This is a genomic window from Streptosporangium sp. NPDC005286, from assembly GCF_040607515.1.
GTDB lineage: Bacteria > Actinomycetota > Actinomycetes > Streptosporangiales > Streptosporangiaceae > Streptosporangium.
This window is the reverse complement of record NZ_JBEXGU010000116.1, coordinates 12,485-30,037: the sequence shown is the minus strand read 5'-3', so window position 1 is coordinate 30,037 and position 17,553 is coordinate 12,485. Positions and strand designations below refer to the sequence as shown.

The following is a 17,553-nucleotide window of genomic DNA, read 5'->3' as shown; positions in this document are numbered from 1 at the left end:
GGCCCCGGTGACACACCGGGGCCGCGGTCTGTGTTCCCGGCCATGCCGCGGAGGCTGTGCCCGAGTACGAAGATGATCGTAGATCGGGGTGCCCGGCGGAGTCCGATGGATGTCCTCATCGGCTGGCCGTGCTCAGAGGCGTGGTCCCGTGCCCGCCTCCGGGACGTCGGGTCACATCACCCAGCGGCTCTCGGCCTTCCTACCCGCCCCGGTCACCACCGTGACACGCCCCGCCGGCGATCCAGGCGTGGATGTCGGCACTGCCTTCCGAGGGGAACCTGACAGCCGGCGGCGTGGGACCGTCGGGACTGCCGTACACCATCCTGCGCACGACGCAGTTCCACAACCTGCTGGTACTCGTGCTGGGGAAGCCGGCGAGGTCCGGGATCCTGCCGGTCCCCGCGGGGACGGACTTCCAGCCGGTGGAGGTCACGGAGGTCGCCGAGCGGCTGGTGGAGCCGGCGCTGGGCGCGCCCGCCGGGCGGGTGCCCGACATGGGCGGCCCGGAGATCGTGAGCGCGGCCGAACTGGCGCGGACCTATCTGCGGGTCACCGGCGGGCGCGGGCTCGTCATACCGCTGCCCGTACCCGGCAGGATCGCCGCCGCCTTCCGGCACGGCGTGCACCTCGCGCCCGACCACCCCGACGGGCGCGGGACCTTCGCGGACTTCGTCTCCGTGGCCGCCGGCCGGAGCGGGTACGAGGCGGGAACGGAGGGGCGATGAACGAGACGGTCTCCACCGCGCGTGTGCCGTTCTGGACCGCGACCTGGTCGCGTGTCCTGCTCGCCGTCCTGGCCGTGACCGAGGCGGTCGTCGGTGGCTGGGCACTGCTCGTGCCGCGCGGGTTCTACGACGGCTTCCCGCTGCCGGGTCATCCCTGGGTGGCGCTGCTGCCGCCCTACAACGAGCACCTCCTGCGGGACTTCGGTGGGCTCAACCTGGGCTTCGGCCTGATGCTCGCGGTGGCGGCGGTGACGCTCGACCGCCTGCTGATCCGTACGGTGCTCGCCGGATACCTGCTCTACTCGGTGCCGCACCTGACCTTCCATCTCGGTCACCTGGGGCACTTCGACATGGTGGACGCGGTGGGGCAGGTCGTCGTGCTCGCCTTCTGCGTGCTGACCCCCGCGATCCTGCTGTTCCTCACGCGGAAGGCACCGGGCGGCGAGTAGGCCCGAGGCCGCCGACGGCCGGGCCGTGCACGTGCGGACGGTCGGTGCCCGGGCACAGGAAGGGGCCGGAAACGGAGAAAGACCCGCCCGGGCGGGTCTTTCGCGATGGAGGTCAGGCGGCGGAGGTAGGGCCGCTCGTCTGTGGAAAGCGCAGAACGTTGCGGCCCGTGTAGGCGCTGAGATCGACCACCTTGGCGTCGCCGGTCACTCCACGGCGTGTCGCGGAACGAATATCCCTGATCTTGAGCCGTGCGACATATGGTGGCACGACCACAAGTCTCTTCATTGAGCCCCCCGGCGTGATGGTTCCGTTATATGAAATATCTACAGATCGCCGCATAAGACTGCCGTAAAGACCAGGTCAATAGGGGAGTGGGCGACCCGAGGGAGACCTCAGATCCAGGCCGGAGATGCGGGCGGGGCGGCGTGCGCCCCGCTGCCGGATGATCCTGGCGCGTCGAATGATCTTCCTCCCCTCCTCGGGCTCGCCGTGCTATGCGTCGCCTGACACCGGCGTGCCCGGGGCTGGTGGGCCCGGCACGCGCGAAAGTCCGTGCGAGCCAACCTAGCCCGCCCTCGCCCTCTGGATCAACCGGTTTGGCTACGGAGGGGCTCCGAAGGCATGCGTACGGTGATGGCGGCTCGGGGTTGGACGCTGATCGCCGGGATCGTCACAACCCGTGCCGCCGGCACCTCCGGCCGACCGCGGCGGCTCACTCCCGGCCGCCACGGCACGACGTGTTTTTCGCGGCGTACGCGCGCCGAACGCGGCACGTCCGGTGCGGGCCCGGCTACTCTGACGACCAGTCGGCCCGTGACGTCTCCGATCTCCGAACGGTCCTCCCCGACCGGCCGGAAGCAGGCATCCTGGTCGGTGTTCCCGGCCTCGTCGAGGCCGCCCAGCGGGCCACGGGCCATGCCGGCCGCGAGAGTTTCGTCACCGTTCACTCAAGGAGGGCGAGACGTGTTCGGAATGTTCGGCACTCCGCGAACTTCGTCGTCCTCGGGGGCGTCCAACCTGCCGTTGAACGGAGTGTGAGTTGAGCACGACACTTATCGACGGTGATCCGCAGCGGTTGGGCGGTTACTGGCTGGCCGGGCGGTTGGGTGCGGGTGGTCAGGGTGTGGTCTACGAGGCGTACGATGCCGCGGGCAGGCGTGTGGCGGTGAAGGTGCTGCACGGTGACGCCGGGAGCGATCCGGAGTTGCGTGAGCGGTTCGGTCGTGAGGCCGCCGCGGCCCGCCGGGTGGCCTCGTTCTGCACGGCGGGGGTGCTGGACGCCGATCTGGACGGGCCCAGGCCGTACATCGTCAGCGAGTACGTCGAGGGCCCCAGCCTGCGCAGGGCCGTCGCCGAGGGGCGCCGCTTCACCGGAGGCGACCTGCACCGTCTCGCGACGGCGATCGCCACCGCGCTGACCGCCGTCCACGAGGCCGGGGTCATCCACCGCGACCTCAAACCCGACAACGTGCTGCTGGGTCCCGACGGCCCCCGTGTGATCGACTTCGGCGTCGCCCGCACGGAGGACATGTCACTGACCGCGACCGGCATGGTGGCGGGCACCCCGACCTACATGGCCCCCGAGATCTTCATGGGCCAGCGTGCGAGCACCGCCGTCGACATCTTCGCCTGGGGCGGGATCATGGTCTTCGCCGCGACGGGTGCCGACCCGTTCCGGGCGGAGAGCCTGGGCGGGATCATGCACCGCGTGCTGTCGGTACAGCCCCAGCTGGACATGCTCCCCGAGCACCTGCGGCCGTTCGTCGCCGCCTCACTCGCCAAGGACCCCGCCGCGCGGCCCACCGCGAGGGACCTGCTGCTCGCCCTGGTCAGCGGGGACGGCGCCATCGACACCCCGGGACTGCTGGCGGCGGGCAGCGACGCCGGGGCCCAGATCCGCGCGGCCTCCGCCGACCCCGCGCTCGGCACCCTCGCCGAGGACGCCTACGTCGCGCTCGGCCCGGCCGAGCGCGAACTCGCCCCCGAGATCTTCCTGCGGCTGGTCACCGTGACCGACGACGACCAGCTGGTCGTACGGCAGGCGCGGTGGGCCGAGCTCCTCGACGGGCGCGAGGAGGGCGAGGTGACAGCGGTCCGGCGCCTGGTGGAGGTGTTCTCGTACCTGGTCGCCCACGACGAGGAGGAGGTCTGGCTGTCGCGGCCCGCGCTGCCGCAGGCCTGGCCGAGGCTGCGGATGTGGGTCCAGGCCAACCGGGACGGCCTGGCCGTGCACCGCGGCATCCTGACCGCGGCACGGCGCTGGGAGGCCCAGGGGCACCGGGACGGCGACCTGTTCCAGGGCAGCAGCCTGGAGAACGCCATGCGCTGGGCGGCCACCGGGCGCCGCAACATCACGCTCAGCCCGGTCGAGCGGGACTTCCTGGAGGCGGGTGCCACCCTCACCCGGCGCCGCGCCCGCCTGGGCCGGGTGCTGTCCGGCACGCTGGCCGTGCTGCTGGTCGTCGCGCTGGTCGCCGGGGTGCTCGCCGTGCAGCAGAGCAGGGTGGCCGACGCGCGCAGCGCCGTCATCGCCTCCCAGCGCGACCAGGCGACGGCCGCCCGGCTCGCCGCGACGGCCGACGCGCTGCGGATCGCCGAGCCGGTCAGGGCCATGCTGCTCAGCGTGGCCGCCTGGCGGCTGGCACCGGTGCCCGAGGCCAGGGCGAGCCTGACCGGTTCGCTGACCCAGCGGGAGACGGCCGCCTTCCACGACCCGGCCGCGGGAATACACACCCTCAGGGCGCTGAGCGCCGACGGGCGCACGCTCGTCAGCGCGAGCGACGGCGAGGCACGACTCTGGGACGTGCGGACCGGCCGGCGCATGGGTGGTCTCACCGGGATCGGCGACGACCTGCGCGTGATCGCGCTGAGCCCGAGCGGCAGGCTGCTCGCCGTGATCAGCGGTGTGAAGCTGAAGGTCTGGAATGTGACGACCGGCAAGCCGACCGGCGCGGTCCTCGCCGTCCAGCCACGCAACGCGGGTGGCGACGTCGGGGCGTTCTTCGGCCGGTCCGATGACTGGCTCATGGTGACCCAGGGGGAGGGGCTCACGGTCTGGAACCACCTGGACGGCAGGAAGCTGTACCCGCCTGTCGCGGGCATCGACTTCGACATCTCCGCGGACGGGCGCGGGATCGCCGTCGGCGGGCTGGACGGTGAACTGGCGGCCTTCACCCTGGACGGCCTGCGCAGGATCTCGCTGGGCACCCGCTGCAACGGGTGCGGACCGCGGGTGGCCTACAGCCCGGACGGCAGGACCGTCGCGGTCTCCCGGGGCAGGAAGCTCGAACTGCGCGACGCGTCCACCGGGGCCGATCTCGACCGTTTCTTCGAGGGGAGTGTCAGCGGAGATCTGGTCTTCAGCCCTGACGGGCGCTTCCTGGCCGTGGTGACCGACACGGCCCTGCGGGTCTGGCGGGTACGGGACGGCAGGCTCCTGCTCACCCAGAAGGTCGACGGGTTCATGCCCACCGTGGCCTTCGACTCGGACGGGCGGACGCTGCGCTACCTCACCGAGGACTCGGTGACGACCCTCGACGTCGGCGCGCTGACCAGGCCCACCCCGCTGAAGGGCCCCGGGACCAACTGGGCGGCGCTCAGCCCCGACGGCCGGCTGCTCGCCTCCAGGGACGAGGGAGCGAGTGAGATCGTCATCCGCGACGTGCGCCGGCGCAACCGGACCGGCACGCTGAACGTCGGGCCCGACGGCGCCGACGGCGCCTTCGCGATGGCCTTCAGCGCGGACGGCGGACGACTGGTGGCCAACACCGGTGGTGACAGCTCCCGGCTGACCGTATGGGACGTCGCCGCCGCCAAGCGGATCGCCGCCGTCGAGACGGTCCGCGAGGGGCAGGTGTTCGCCCTGGCGATCAGCGCGGACGGCACCGCGGTGGCCTCCTACACCCTCTACTTCGAATCGGTGGGCGCCTCGGACGGGGAGATCGCCGTGTGGGACGTGCCCAGCGGCAAACTCCGCTGGTCAAGGCCCCAGCAGTCGGTCGAGGGGCTGGTCTTCACCCCCGATGGCAGGATGCTGGCGGTCGCGGGGGGAGATCACCGGCTGCTGGACGCCTCGACGGGCGAGCCGTTCGGCGAGACGTACGGCGCGCCCACCGTCAGCATTCCGACCACCGCGATGGCCTTCGACAGGAAGGGCACCCGTTTCGCCACCGCCGACCGGGTCGGACGGATCTCGGTGTTCGAGGCCGAAAGCAGGGACCGGGTGGGAAACCTGATCAGGAGCGAACCGGCGACGAAGGCGGCCCTGGCCTTCTCGCCTCGCGGGGACGTCGTCGCCGGGGCGGTGAACGACCGGTCGGTGGGGCTGTGGGACGTCGAGACCGGACGCCGCCTCGGCCCGCCGATCGCCTCGCAGAGCGGTGAGTTCCGGTCCCTGGCGTTCAGCCCGGACGGGGCCCGGCTGGTCGTCGTCGACTCGGCCGGCACCCTGGACGAGTATCCGGTCGAGCCGGAGGCGGTGGCGCGGGCGGTCTGCGAGCGCGCGGGCCGCACCCTCTCGCGCGAGGAGTGGCGCACCTACCTCGGTGACCTGCCCTATCGCAAGGTCTGCCCCGGTTAGGAGAAACTTTTTCTCCGAAGATCGCATCAAACACCCCATGAGAGTGGCGCGGGAACTGATCGTGGGTGATCCGCAGCGGTTGGGCGGTTACCGGCTGGCCGGGCGGTTGGGTGCGGGTGGTCAGGGTGTGGTCTACGAGGCGTACGATGCCGCAGGTAGGCGTGTGGCGGTGAAGGTGCTGCACGGTGACGCCGGGAGCGATCCGGAGTTGCGTGAGCGGTTCGGTCGTGAGGCCGCCGCGGCCCGTCGGGTGGCCTCGTTCTGCACGGCGGGGGTGCTGGACGCCGATCTGGACGGGCCCAGGCCGTACATCGTCAGCGAGTACGTCGAGGGCCCCAGCCTGCGCGGGGCCGGCCGGATCTTCGGCGGTGACGACCTGCACGCCCTCGCGACGGCGATCGCCGTCGCGCTGACCGCCCTCCACGACGTCGGGGTCGTCCACCGCGACCTCGCACCCGACAAGGTGTTCCTCGGCCGGAGCGGACCCAGGATCGTCGGATTCGGGGTGAGTCCCGGCCTGAGAACCGCGCTGACCGCCACCGGGCTCAGGCCACGCGCGCCGTCGTACACGGCGCCCGAGGTGTTCACCGGCGGTGAGGCGGGTCCCGCCGCCGACGTGTTCGCCTGGGGCGGGATCGTGCTGTACGCCGCGAGCGGCGAGGATCCGTTCGCGGCGGGCAGCCTGGGCGCGGTGATGCACCGGATCCTCTCGCTCGACCCCGATCTGAGCCCGCTGCCCCGCTCGCTGCTGCCTCTGGCCGCTGCCGCGCTCGCCAAGGATCCCCGGGCCAGACCCGCCGCCCGCGATCTGCTGATCGCCCTGATCGCCGCCGACCCGGCCGTTCCCCGGACGGATGCGCCGGAGCCCGAGACGGCCCCGCTGCTGCGGGCGGGTGCCGAGGTCGCGGCCAGGGTCCGCACGGCCTGCGACGATCCGGGGCTGGGCGCGCTGGCCGAGTCGGCGTTCGCCGCGCTGGACCCGGCGGACCGGGAGCGCGTGCCGGAGGTGTTCCTGAGGCTCGTCGTCATCGACGCCGACGGGCAGGCGGTCGCCCGAGAGGCCAGGGCCCCCGCCGGGTCCGAGGGCGTCCTGCACGGCTTCGCGGGGCTGGTCGGGCACCGGGGAGACCGGGCGTGCCTGGTCCACCAGGCGCTGCCTTACGCCTGGCCCCGCCTGGGGGAGTGGATCGACGCCAACCGCGCCCGCCTCGTGGCACGCGAGAGATGCGCCCGGCTGCTCCCCCCGCTGCTGGCCGCCTCGGCGGTGTTCGCGCTGGTCGCGGTGGTGATCGTGGTGGGAAGGATTGTCTGACTGGCGGCTACCTGGGTAGGACTTAACCGGAAATGCCGAGTTTTCGGGGGGAAACATGGCGACTTGTGAAACGTGCGGTAACGACTACGACATGAGCTTCGAGGTGCACACCCAGGCTGGGGTGCACGTCTTCGACAGCTTCGAGTGCGCGATCCAGCGGCTGGCACCGATCTGCGAGCACTGCGGGGTCCGCATCGTCGGGCACGGCGTCGAGGCCGGTCGGCGCTGGTTCTGCTGCGCCAACTGCGCACGCCAGGAGGGGGCGACCGCGATCGTGGACCATGTGGGGGCGACGGTGTAAGGCGGTAGCGACACGGCGTGGCGGCATGAGGCCGCCACGCGGGGAGACGCTTGGCTGAGACGCGGTCCCGGGCGAGGTGCCGGTGCGCCGAGGCCGGAGGAGACGGCGGCCGGCGGAGGTGCCGGCAGGGCCGCCACGGTCCGGACCGCTCATCATGTTCAGCGCCGGAGGAGGGGGAATCGCCTCCTTGCCGCGGTGCCGGTGTTCGAAACGGTCAGGGGTGCCTTTACCGGCCGGGGGAGGCGAGAAGCGGCTTCCCTCGGTGAGCGCGGGAGTCACAGGTCTGGTTGAGATCGTCCCGTGCGTTCACACTGAGCCCTATGTGGGATTTTGATGTCATCGTTCTTGGTTCCGGGCCGGGTGGGCAGAAGGCCGCGATCGCCGCCGCGAAACTCGAACGGCGCGTCGCGCTCGTCGAGCGGCGCAACATGCTCGGCGGAGTGTGCATCAACACCGGCACCATCCCCTCCAAGACGCTGCGTGAGGCCGTCCTGCACCTGACCGGCCTCAACCAGCGCGGCATGTACGGCCAGAGCTACCGGGTGAAGGATGAGATCACCGCGGCCGATCTGGGCATCCGCACCCAGCACGTGATCGGCCGGGAGATCGACGTGATCCGCAGCCAGTTGTCGCGCAACCACGTGGCGATGCTCAGCGGGATGGGCCATTTCGTCGACCCGCACACGGTCGGAGTCGTCGACGAGCACGGCCACGAGACCAAGGCGACCGCTGACAAGATCATTATCGCCACGGGTACCCGGCCGGCCCGCCCCGACACCGTGGAGTTCGACGACCACGCCATCATCGACTCGGACGGCATCCTGAAGCTGCAGGACATCCCCGACTCCATGGTGGTCGTCGGGGCCGGAGTGATCGGCATCGAGTACGCCTCGATGTTCGCCGCGCTGGGCACCAAGGTGACGGTGGTGGAGCGCCGTGACCGGATGCTCGACTTCTGTGACCTGGAGATCGTCGAGGCGCTCAAGTACCACCTGCGCGACCTGGCGGTGACCTTCCGTTTCGGTGAGACCGTCGCCGCCGTGGAGCGCCGCTCCCGGGGGGCGCTGACCGTGCTGGAGAGCGGCAAGAGGATCCCCGCCGAGACGGTGATGTACTCGGCCGGCCGCCATGGCATGACCGACGAGCTCGCCCTGGAGAACGCGGAGCTGGCCGCCGACGCCCGAGGCCGCATCCAGGTCGACGAGCACTACCGCACCACCGTGCCGCACATCTACGCCGTCGGCGACGTCATCGGCTTCCCGTCCCTGGCCGCCACCTCCATGGAGCAGGGCCGCATCGCCGCCCACCACGCCTGCGGGGAGCCGCTGCGCGGTATCCACCACCTGCAGCCGATCGGCATCTACACCATCCCCGAGATCAGCTTCATCGGCCACACCGAGGACGAGCTGACCGCCTCCCACGTCCCCTTCGAGGTCGGCATCTCCCGCTACCGCGAGCTGGCCAGAGGCCAGATCATCGGTGACACCTACGGCATGCTCAAGCTCCTGGTCTCCCCGGAGACCCGCGTCCTGCTCGGCGTGCACGTCTTCGGCACCGGCGCCACCGAACTGCTCCACATCGGCCAGGCGGTCATGGGCTGCGGCGGCACCATCGACTACCTGGTCGACGCCGTCTTCAACTACCCCACCCTGGCCGAGTCCTACAAGGTCGCCGCCCTGGACGCGATGAACAAACTCCGCCGGGTGGCCCGCTTCGAGCTCTGAGTCCCCTTTCGAGGACCACCGGGCGAAAGTGGCAGCGGGTCAGGCGCGCACCGGTGGAGCGGCTCTGCGCGGTGGCTCACCCGGGCGCGGTCATCCGGCCGGTACGCGCGCGCCGCCATGATCTTCGGGGGGGACGGCTCACCCGGGCGCGGTCATCCGGCCGTCGTGGGGCCGCCGAAGGCGTACTCCAGGGGTGGCAGCACCGCCTGGGCATCCGCGCCGCCGACCCAGAGGTCGATACACGCGCATCCGTCCTCCTTGGCCCGCGACCGGTGTGGGACGAATCCGGCGAGCTCGTCAGGCACCGTTCGGTGCGTAACGCACCGAAGGCGGATTGCGGGGGACCTCGACGGCGCATCCGCGTCGCCGATGGGTCCCGTGCGGGGGAGGGACGCTGCGATCATGGCGGTATGACGCAGCAGGTTCCTGATGGTGACGAGAGGCTGAGCCGACGGGAGATCTCCGACGCCGTCGGCGATCTTGGGTGGCGCTATGTCCTGGACGTGGTGCGCACGTCGGTGGCCGTGGCATCGCCCGCGCGGGCGGTCGAGGTCGTCGCGCGCGCGGTGGCCGTGGCCGGCGCGGACGGAGAGCGAAGCCTGGAGATGGACGTCCGCCCCGGCCGGGTGGTCTTGACCCTGCGCTCACCGGTCACCGGTGCGGTGACGCCGGTCGAGGTCGAGCTCGCCGGTCGGATCTCCGCGGTCGTGAGCGAGCTCGGGCTGAGCACCGGCCCCGACGTGGGCGGCCGGGAGGTGCGGTCGGTCCAGGTCCTTGAGATCGCGATCGACGCGATCGACATCGCCGCCGTCCGCCCGTTCTGGAAGGCGGTGATGGGTTATGACGACGAGCCCGGAGCGTCCGGCGGCGAGGGCGCGCTCGTGGATCCCGTCGGGCAGGGTCCGGCGATCTGGTTCCAGCGGATGACCACGCCCCGGGCGCAGCGCAACCGGATCCATCTCGACGTCTCGGTCCCCCACGACGAGGCGTCCCACCGGGTCGAGGCCGCCCTCGCCTCGGGCGGGGTCCTGCTGTCCGACGCCGCGGCGCCCTCCTTCTGGGTGCTGGCGGACGTGGAGGGCAACGAGGCGTGCGTGACGACCTGGCAGGGAAGGGACTGACGGCCGGCCGGTGTCAGGCCGACGGTTCCGCGGTCGCCTCCCGGCATCGGCCGTGATGGTGCCGAGGCACCACCCGCGCGACCGCGGTGAGTCGTGCGAGGGCCGGCAGTGGCCGAGCGAGACCGGGCGTCCGGGATTCGTCCGCTCAGGTTCCGGAAGGCTCGTCCTTCTTGCCCGCCACGAGGGTGTCGCCGGCCTTGCCGGGGGCGGGCGGCGCGGGGGGCGCGGCGGGTGCGGTACCGGAGGAGGGTTTGCGGGTACGCGTGCGCGGACGGGGGGCGGCGGGGAACTCCGCGGTGTCGGTGGTGCTCTCGGCGGCGGCCGGAGCGGGCTTGTCGGTGCCGGCGGGCCTCTTCCCGGCGGCGGGCAGGGCGGGCGCCGGAGGGGTCTCCGGCTCGCGCAGCGCGGCGATGACGTCGTCGGCCTCGGTCTCGGCGGCGAAGTCCTCGGCGGCCTCGGCCTCACGGCGCTTGATCACCACCATGTGGTCGACCGACAGGCGGCCCGCGCCGCCCACCGCCAGCAGGATGGAGGCGGCCCCGAGCGCCACGATCAGCTTGGCGTCGCCCCCGGTGAGCGGCAGGCCCGTCTCGCCACTGGCCAGTACGAACACGGCGAGGGCCTCGGCGAACAGCAGCAGCCCGCACGCGGGTACGGCGAGCCCGGCCACCAGCAGCGCGCCGCCGATGAGCTCCGTCAGCATGGTGGTGGCGGCCCACACGCCTGGCGCGGGGGCGCCCAGGGTGGTGAACTGCCCGGCGGTGGCGGTCAGGCCCGCTTCGAGCTTGTGCCAGCCGTTGGCGAAGAAGATCCCGCCCACCCCCAGCCTGGCGGCCAGGGAGGCAAGATCATGGAGGGTTCGTCGCACGGTTCCTCATTCTGGTTAGATTCACCGTTCCTGCCCAGGCTTGACCGATAGATGACCGAGCGAGAGCCTGCCAAACCCCTCACGAGGAGTCACTCCCCTCTCCGTCTCCCTCGGGGCGGTGGGGTACCAGGAGCATCACGGCCAGTGCGGTGCAGCCGAGCAGCAGCACGCTCACCACGATCGTCGTGTGCAGGCCTGCGACGAACGCGACGCGGGCCGCGGAGAGCAGTGCGTCTCCCACGCCGCCGCCGATCTCCTGCGCCACGTGCGCGGCGGAGGCGAGCGACTGGCGGGCCTGGTGCATCGTCTCGGGAGCGACGCCGGGGACCGGGCCCAGCGAGGGGGCGTACACGACCGTGGTGATCGTGCCGAGCACCGCGACCCCGAGACCGGCCCCCAGCTCGTAGGCGGTCTCCTCGATTGCGGCGGCGCCGCCCGCGTGCGACTCGGGCGCGGCCGACATGATCGTGTCGGAGGCGGCCAGCAGGGTGACCTGGATGCCGAAGCCGATGCCGACGAAGCAGAACGTCAGGGCCACCGGATGCCCCTCGGTGCCCCAGGCCAGGGTGGGGGCGAGGGACAGGGCGGTCAGCGCCAGCCCGCCGCTCATCGTGGCGCGCAGCCCGAACCACCGAAGCAGCCGAGCCCCGGCCAGGCCGCCCGCGATCGCGGCGATCATGAGCGGGAGCATCCGTACGGCCGCCCCGAGCGGGCTGTCGCCGAGGACCAGCTGGAGGTACTGGGCGAGCATGAGCTCCAGCCCGACCAGGGCGAAGACGGTCAGCAGCACGCCGCCCACCCCGGCGCAGAACGCCCGTCGCCGGAACAGCTCCAGGTCGAGCAGGGGGAAGGCCAGTCGCCGCTGCCTGCGGACGAACCAGGTCAGCAGCCAGACCCCGCACAGCAGGACCGCCACCCCGCCGAGATGCCCGGCGCCCGTCTCCTTCAGGCCGAAGGCCACACCGAGGATGCCCAATACCGACAGCAGCGCGCTGAGTGCGTCCCACGGCCGGTCGGAGCGCCTCGGGATCTCGGGAAGAAGCCTGACCGCGGAGGGCAGCAGGACCATCAGGATGGGGACGTTGATCAGGAAGACGGCGCCCCACCAGAACTTCTCGACGAGCAGCCCGCCGATGAGCGGGCCGACCGCGGCCCCGGCCGCCGCCACCGCGCTCCACACGCCCAGCGCGATCGCCCGCTCGTGCCGGTCGGTGAAGACCTGCCGGATGATGGAGAGGGTGGCGGGCATGATCATGGCACCGCCGACGCCGAGCAGTGCCCGCGCCGAGATCAGCGCGAGCGGGGTCGGGGCGAACGCGGCCGCCGCCGAGGCGACGCCGAAGACCACGTATCCGGCCAGCACCAGCCGTTTGCGCCCATGGCGGTCACCGAGCGTGCCAAAGGTCAGCAGCAGCGGCGCGACCACCAGCGAGTAGACGTCGATGATCCACAGCAGTTCCACGGAGGTCGGCTCCAGAGCCGCCGTCAGCGTGGGCACCGCGATGTGCAGCACCGTGGCGTCCACCGCGATCAGCAGCAGGCTGAAGCAGAGCAGGGCGAGGATCGACCACCGGCTGGCCCCGGGTGCCGGTGAGCCGCCGTCCCCACCCCTGGCTTTGGCCATGATGGTGGTCATGGGCCGCTCAGGAGTTGTCAGCCTGGACGAACATACGTCGCAGCCTAGGCGAAGTGCGGCAGTGCGCGGGGTGGCATTCAATTATGGATTTACATGGATATGTGTACATTGTGTCTCGCGATCGATCGGCGATCCGTGTTTTCGGTGACACTGTGCGTGACCTCTCTAGAGAGATACAGGCATATACCGTTATCTAGGCAAATGGTGATCTCCCACGGACCATGGCGATCGTGGGGAGTCAGCGTGAGGCCCGTGAGCCGCCGTGGTGAGCGGGTCCGGCGGGCACGACTCGGCCCCGGTGCCGCCGCCCCGAGATCCCGACGACCCCCGGCAGTGGTGTGCCGTGGCCGCCGCATTGCTGGGCCGTGACCACCCCGAGGCCGCGCTGGAGGCCGCCCGCAGGGCGCTGAACCTCGACCCCCGATCCGAGTCGGGAGCCGACTGGGGATACCGCCTCGCCAGCCTCGCGTTCGAGCGGCTCGGCCGCGACGCGGAGGCCGTGGCCGCCGCCGAGGAGGCGGTACGCCTCGCGCCTGGCTCCTGGGCCGCGCGGATGCGCCTGGGGGCGGCACTGCGCAGGGTACCGGGCCGCTGGCGCGAGTCGCGGGCACAGGCGGCCAGGGCCGTCCGCTACGCGCCGGAGGAGCCGGACCCGCATGTCCTCACCGGTGACCTCGCGCTGCTGCGTGGTGAGTACCCCCGCGCGCGGGCCGCCTACCGCGACGCGCTGCGCCGCCTGCCCGACCATCCCGGCGCCAGGATCAACCTCGGCCTGACCTGGCTGCGCTGGGAGCGCCCACGCGCCCACCACGACCCCGCCTGGCCGGTCGACCCCCGTGAGACGGGCCGGGCCAGGCGCGCCCTGGAGACGTGGTCGCGGCAGATCCGCATCCTGCTGGCCGTCGCCCTCGTCGCGGTCTGTGCGGCGGAGTTCGGGTTCGGCCTGGCAGGCGTGGCGAGGATCGGTGGCGGGCTGGTGCCGCTCGCCGTCCTGGTGATCACCCTCAGGCAGGCGCACCGGGTCGGGCTCTGGTCGTACGTGCCCGGCATGCTCGCCCGCGACCTCTGGCTCGGCACGTCGATCCTGATCACCCTGGTCGTCGTGGCCGCGTACGTCGCGGTCGTCGCCACCCTCCCACCGGAGGTCCCACCGCTCCTGGCCGGACCGCCGCCGGACGCCACGGGGGTGCTCTGGGCGGGCCTCGCCGGGCTGGTGCTCCTCAACGGCGCCGTACTGCTCGTCCTGCGCGTGCTCGTCGATGCCTGGCGCGGGCGGCCGGTCAGGGCGCTGGCCGAGTTCGCCGCGGCCGGTGACGACCGTACGGCCAGGCGGGACGTCAACGTGACCCTCTGGCTGGTGGCGGGCCGGGTCTGGTCGGTGCCGGTGGCGGTCGTGCTGGCGGCGGCGGTCCTGGACGAACGGCGTTGGGCGCTCGCCGTGCTCGCCGTGCCGCTCGTGCTCGGCTGGGCGTACCGCGGGGCCGGTCCCGCCCTGGGCCTCGGCAGGGTGCTGGCAGCGGACCGCGGGCTGGCGGCGGCGCTGGCCCTGTCCGCCGCGGCGGCGCTCCTGCTCGGCATGGCGGCGGCGGTCACCACGCTCGGGCTCGCCCAGGCGGGCGAGTGGGCCTGGCGGGCCGGGACCGTGCTGCCGGCCGTCTCGTCGGCGGTGTTCGCCACAAGGTCGGTGCGGGCGTGGTGGCGGGGTGCGCCGGGTCCCTGGCGCGCCTCACTGGTCATGTGCGACGGCTGCGGCGGCCGCCTGCCCGGCGACGCCTCCCCGCCGGTGGGGCTCAGCGGGGAGGTGCGCGCGGCCTTCACCCACGCGCGGGGGGTGGTGCTCGCCTACGCCGACCCCAGCGGCCCGCGCGCGCTGGCCGTCGGCGCGGTCAGTTCGGTCGGCCCGAGCGGTGAGTTACGCCTGATCGCCGCCTCCGACGCGTGGGAGGCCGCCGAGCGCGACCCCAGGGTGGCGGTCTTCGTCGCGGACCCGCAGGGCCGCAGCTTCTGGGCCGAGGTGCGCGGCATCGCGATCGGCGACACCGAGGCCGGCCTGCTGAGGATCACCCCCAAGCAGGTCGTGGTCGGCGAGTATCCCGGCCGGCACCAGGGCCGTGCCCGCCGAGGCTGAGCGGTCGTCGGGAGCGCGGACCGCCTTGCCCGGCGGTGACATTCCCATGCCCGTCACCTGGCCGGTTCCCGGGGAAGGACGGGCGCGGGGACCGGGTGCTCCCACCCGGCGGGAACACGGGCGCGAACCGCCGCGCGCGGGGCGCGGAGGCGGCACAGGGAAGGGTGTGGCCATCGGTGCGGCACCGGTCGCAGCTTGCTACCTCGAGCGTGGATTTCATCCGTTCTCGTCCACATATCTGATCGTGCCCGCGCGGCGGCGTGGCGCGACGCCCAGGCACGCGCAAACGTCCCCCCGGTGCGGTATAACCGGGGGCGGACCGGGGAGGCGTGATGCGGGAATCCAGCAGGGCCCAGCCGGCGGGGCGCGTGGCCGCACGGGATCTGTTCGAGCGGGTGCGGCTGGGCTACTTCCGGCTCTCGCCGCCTCTGCGCAGGCTGATCTACGTCGCGGTGCTGGTCGGAGCGGTCGGGCTGGCGTTCGGCCTCGGCTGGTCGGTGCTCAACACACTCTTCGTCACGCTGACGCTGCTCGGCTTCGCGGCGCTGACCCTGAGCTTTCCCCGCGCCGCGGCCACCCTGCTCGTGGTGCTCGCCTGGCTGTCGGCGCTGATGATCTTCCAGGGCGCGTCCGGCTGGAACTCACCGATCCCGACCGCGCTGATGATCCTCGCCCCCCTGGTGGCCGGCGCGGCCCACCTCATCCGCTGGGTCACCCCGTGGGTGAGCACGGCCATGGCACTGGTGCCCGCCGGACTGGTGGCCGTCCTGCTCGGCGTGGTCATCCCCGGACTCGCGCCGGTCACCGCCATCTGGGCCGCGTACGCGGTGGCGGCCGGGGTGCTCGTCCAGCGCTTCCTCCAGGCCCGCCGGGTGCGGGCGGCACTGACGGTGGGGGAGCGGAGCCAGGCCGGGCTCAGGGTCCGCGGGGGCGGTCCCCCCGCGCCCGCCGCCGTGACCGGCGAGCGGGAGGCGCCGCCGCCGATCTCGGTGGAGGAGGCGCTCGGAGAGCTGGACGCCATGATCGGCCTGGCCCCGGTGAAGGAGCAGGTGCGCTCGATCGCCGCCTCGATCGAGGCGGCCAGGCTGCGCAGGGAGGCCGGATACTCCACCGAGCCACCGATGCGGCACTTCGTGTTCGTCGGCCCCCCGGGCACCGGCAAGACCAGCGTGGCCAGGACCGTCGCGAAGATCTTCTACGCCTTCGGCCTGCTGGAGACCCCCTACGTGGTCGAGGCCCAGCGGGCCGACCTGGTGGGGGAGTTTCTCGGCGCCACCGCGATCAAGACGAACGAGCTGGTCGACCGGGCGCTCGGCGGGGTGCTCTTCATCGACGAGGCGTACAGCCTGATCAACTCCGGTGACGGCCAGCCGGACAGGTTCGGCGCGGAGGCCGTGCAGACGCTGCTCAAGCGGGCCGAGGACGACCGCGACCGGCTGGTCGTCATCCTGGCCGGATACGAGAAGGAGATGGCCGCCTTCCTGTCGTCCAACCCCGGCCTGTCCAGCCGGTTCGCAAGCCGGGTCCGCTTCCCCAGCTACGCCCCCGATGAGCTGCTCCAGATCACCGAGTTGCTGCAGAGGCGCCGGGGAGACCGGATGTCACCGGAGGCCGCGCCCGCGCTGCTCGCCCGATTCGAGGACATCCACCGGCGCTCGATAGTCGACGACCTGGGCAACGCCCGGTTCGTCCGCAGCCTCGTGGAGGCCGCCGCGCAGGCCAGGGACGTGCGCGTGGTGGGGGCGGGCGGCGCGCCCACCACTGAGGACCTGGTCACCACGGCCCTGGAGGATGTCGTCAAGGCCTTCGACGAGCTCACCGCCCGCTACCGGGGCTACCAGGCCGCGCCCTCCCTCGAGGAGGCGCTGGCCGACCTCGACCGCATGGCGGGTCTCGAACCGGTCAAACGGCAGGTGCACGCGATCGCCGCGCAGCTCAGAGTGGCCAAGATGCGTCAGGAGCGGGGGCTGCCGACCCCGCCGCAGATGCGGCACTTCGTCTTCGCCGGGCCGCCGGGCACCGGAAAGACCACGGTGGCCCGCATCCTGGGCCGTATCTTCGCCGCGCTCGGCCTGCTCACCCAGCCCGACGTGGTGGAGGCCCAGCGGGCCGACCTGGTCGGCCAGCACCTCGGCGCCACCGCGATCAAGACGAACGAGCTGGTCGACCGGGCGCTCGGCGGGGTGCTCTTCGTCGACGAGGCCTACGGCCTGGTCAACTCCGGCTACAGCGGGGGCGACGCCTTCGGCACCGAGGCCGTGCAGACGCTGCTCAAGCGGGCCGAGGACGACCGCGACCGGCTGGTGATCATCCTGGCCGGATACGAGCGGGAGATGAACACCTTCCTGTCGTCCAATCCCGGCCTGGGTAGCAGGTTCAGCCAGCGGGTGCGGTTTCCCTCGTACTCCGCCGAGGAGCTCACCGAGATCGCGGTGCTGCTCGCCGACTCCTCGGGTGACAGGTTCGACGACGCCGCCCGGCGTGACCTGGCCGAGGTCTTCGCCTGGGTCTGCGAAGAGGGCCTGATCGACGGCCTGGGCAACGGCAGGTTCGCGCGCTCGCTCTTCGAGCGCGCGGCGATGCGCAGGGACGTCCGCCTGGCCGCCCTGGGCGGTGCCACCGCCACCGCCGCCGACCTGACCACCATCACCAGCGTTGACCTGCGCGCCGCCGTGGACGAACTCTCCGGGAAGTGATTCCGGGTCCGAC

12 protein-coding genes are annotated in these 17,553 nt (G+C 72.3%); 9 read left to right on the top strand and 3 right to left on the bottom strand.

Annotated elements, in window-relative coordinates; translation table 11 throughout:
- Nucleotides 1–251: 251 nt before the first annotated feature.
- The 6 genes from ABZU75_RS32085 to sthA all read left to right on the top strand — a co-directional run bounded on the left by ABZU75_RS32085 (nt 252) and on the right by sthA (nt 9,091).
- Entirely contained in the window at nt 252–725 is a 474-nt protein-coding gene (locus tag ABZU75_RS32085; RefSeq protein ID WP_355562370.1) for a hypothetical protein, read from the top strand.
- A complete protein-coding gene (locus tag ABZU75_RS32080) occupies nt 722–1,174 on the top strand; it encodes a hypothetical protein (RefSeq protein ID WP_355562367.1) in 453 nt (150 codons plus the stop codon). Before ABZU75_RS32085 ends, ABZU75_RS32080 begins: the two co-directional genes overlap by 4 nt.
- A 1,040-nt stretch (nt 1,175–2,214) precedes the next feature.
- Nucleotides 2,215–5,754: a WD40 repeat domain-containing serine/threonine-protein kinase gene (locus tag ABZU75_RS32075; protein WP_355562364.1), complete on the top strand. Its 3,540-nt coding sequence runs from the start codon at nt 2,215–2,217 to the stop codon at nt 5,752–5,754.
- A 37-nt stretch (nt 5,755–5,791) separates the two neighbouring features.
- Complete coding sequence (locus tag ABZU75_RS32070) at nt 5,792–7,066, top strand: serine/threonine-protein kinase (protein WP_355562361.1); 1,275 nt, start codon at nt 5,792–5,794, stop codon at nt 7,064–7,066.
- A 55-nt stretch (nt 7,067–7,121) separates the two neighbouring features.
- Nucleotides 7,122–7,367: a hypothetical protein gene (locus tag ABZU75_RS32065; protein WP_355562358.1), complete on the top strand. Its 246-nt coding sequence runs from the start codon at nt 7,122–7,124 to the stop codon at nt 7,365–7,367.
- Nucleotides 7,368–7,687: 320 nt separating this feature from the next.
- Complete coding sequence (sthA, locus tag ABZU75_RS32060; protein ID WP_355562355.1) at nt 7,688–9,091, top strand: Si-specific NAD(P)(+) transhydrogenase; 1,404 nt, start codon at nt 7,688–7,690, stop codon at nt 9,089–9,091.
- A gap of 152 nt (nt 9,092–9,243) precedes the next feature.
- On the opposite strand, the gene ABZU75_RS32055 is transcribed toward sthA, so the two are convergent.
- Complete coding sequence (locus tag ABZU75_RS32055) at nt 9,244–9,396, bottom strand: hypothetical protein (protein WP_355562352.1); 153 nt, start codon at nt 9,394–9,396, stop codon at nt 9,244–9,246.
- Nucleotides 9,397–9,501: 105 nt separating this feature from the next.
- Between ABZU75_RS32055 and ABZU75_RS32050 the strand changes: the two genes are divergently transcribed.
- Nucleotides 9,502–10,212, top strand: coding sequence for a VOC family protein (locus ABZU75_RS32050; protein WP_355562350.1), 711 nt, complete (start codon nt 9,502–9,504; stop codon nt 10,210–10,212).
- Between the two features lie 145 nt (nt 10,213–10,357).
- Here the strand turns inward: ABZU75_RS32050 and ABZU75_RS32045 are convergent, their stop codons facing one another.
- The gene (locus ABZU75_RS32045; protein ID WP_355562347.1) at nt 10,358–11,080 is read right to left on the bottom strand and encodes a DoxX family protein; all 723 of its coding nucleotides are present in this window, start codon (nt 11,078–11,080) and stop codon (nt 10,358–10,360) included.
- Nucleotides 11,081–11,159: 79 nt separating this feature from the next.
- The gene (locus ABZU75_RS32040) at nt 11,160–12,716 is read right to left on the bottom strand and encodes an MFS transporter (RefSeq protein WP_355562344.1); all 1,557 of its coding nucleotides are present in this window, start codon (nt 12,714–12,716) and stop codon (nt 11,160–11,162) included.
- Between the two features lie 262 nt (nt 12,717–12,978).
- Between ABZU75_RS32040 and ABZU75_RS32035 the strand changes: the two genes are divergently transcribed.
- Both ABZU75_RS32035 and ABZU75_RS32030 read left to right on the top strand, forming a co-directional pair.
- Nucleotides 12,979–14,844, top strand: a complete 1,866-nt coding sequence (locus tag ABZU75_RS32035) for a tetratricopeptide repeat protein (RefSeq protein WP_355562341.1) — start codon at nt 12,979–12,981, stop codon at nt 14,842–14,844.
- Nucleotides 14,845–15,176: 332 nt separating this feature from the next.
- On the top strand, nt 15,177–17,540 hold the full coding sequence (locus ABZU75_RS32030; protein ID WP_355562338.1) for an AAA family ATPase: 2,364 nt from the start codon (nt 15,177–15,179) through the stop codon (nt 17,538–17,540).
- Nucleotides 17,541–17,553 lie beyond the last annotated feature (13 nt).

Coding starts and splice junctions, on each gene's coding strand:
- ABZU75_RS32085 (WP_355562370.1), top strand. CDS start 252: ATGTCGGCACTGCCTTCCGAGGGGAACCTGACAGCCGGCGGCGTGGGA.
- ABZU75_RS32080 (WP_355562367.1), top strand. CDS start 722: ATGAACGAGACGGTCTCCACCGCGCGTGTGCCGTTCTGGACCGCGACC.
- ABZU75_RS32070 (WP_355562361.1), top strand. CDS start 5,792: ATGAGAGTGGCGCGGGAACTGATCGTGGGTGATCCGCAGCGGTTGGGC.
- ABZU75_RS32065 (WP_355562358.1), top strand. CDS start 7,122: ATGGCGACTTGTGAAACGTGCGGTAACGACTACGACATGAGCTTCGAG.
- sthA (WP_355562355.1), top strand. CDS start 7,688: ATGTGGGATTTTGATGTCATCGTTCTTGGTTCCGGGCCGGGTGGGCAG.
- ABZU75_RS32050 (WP_355562350.1), top strand. CDS start 9,502: ATGACGCAGCAGGTTCCTGATGGTGACGAGAGGCTGAGCCGACGGGAG.
- ABZU75_RS32040 (WP_355562344.1), bottom strand. CDS start 12,716: ATGACCACCATCATGGCCAAAGCCAGGGGTGGGGACGGCGGCTCACCG.
- ABZU75_RS32030 (WP_355562338.1), top strand. CDS start 15,177: ATGCGGGAATCCAGCAGGGCCCAGCCGGCGGGGCGCGTGGCCGCACGG.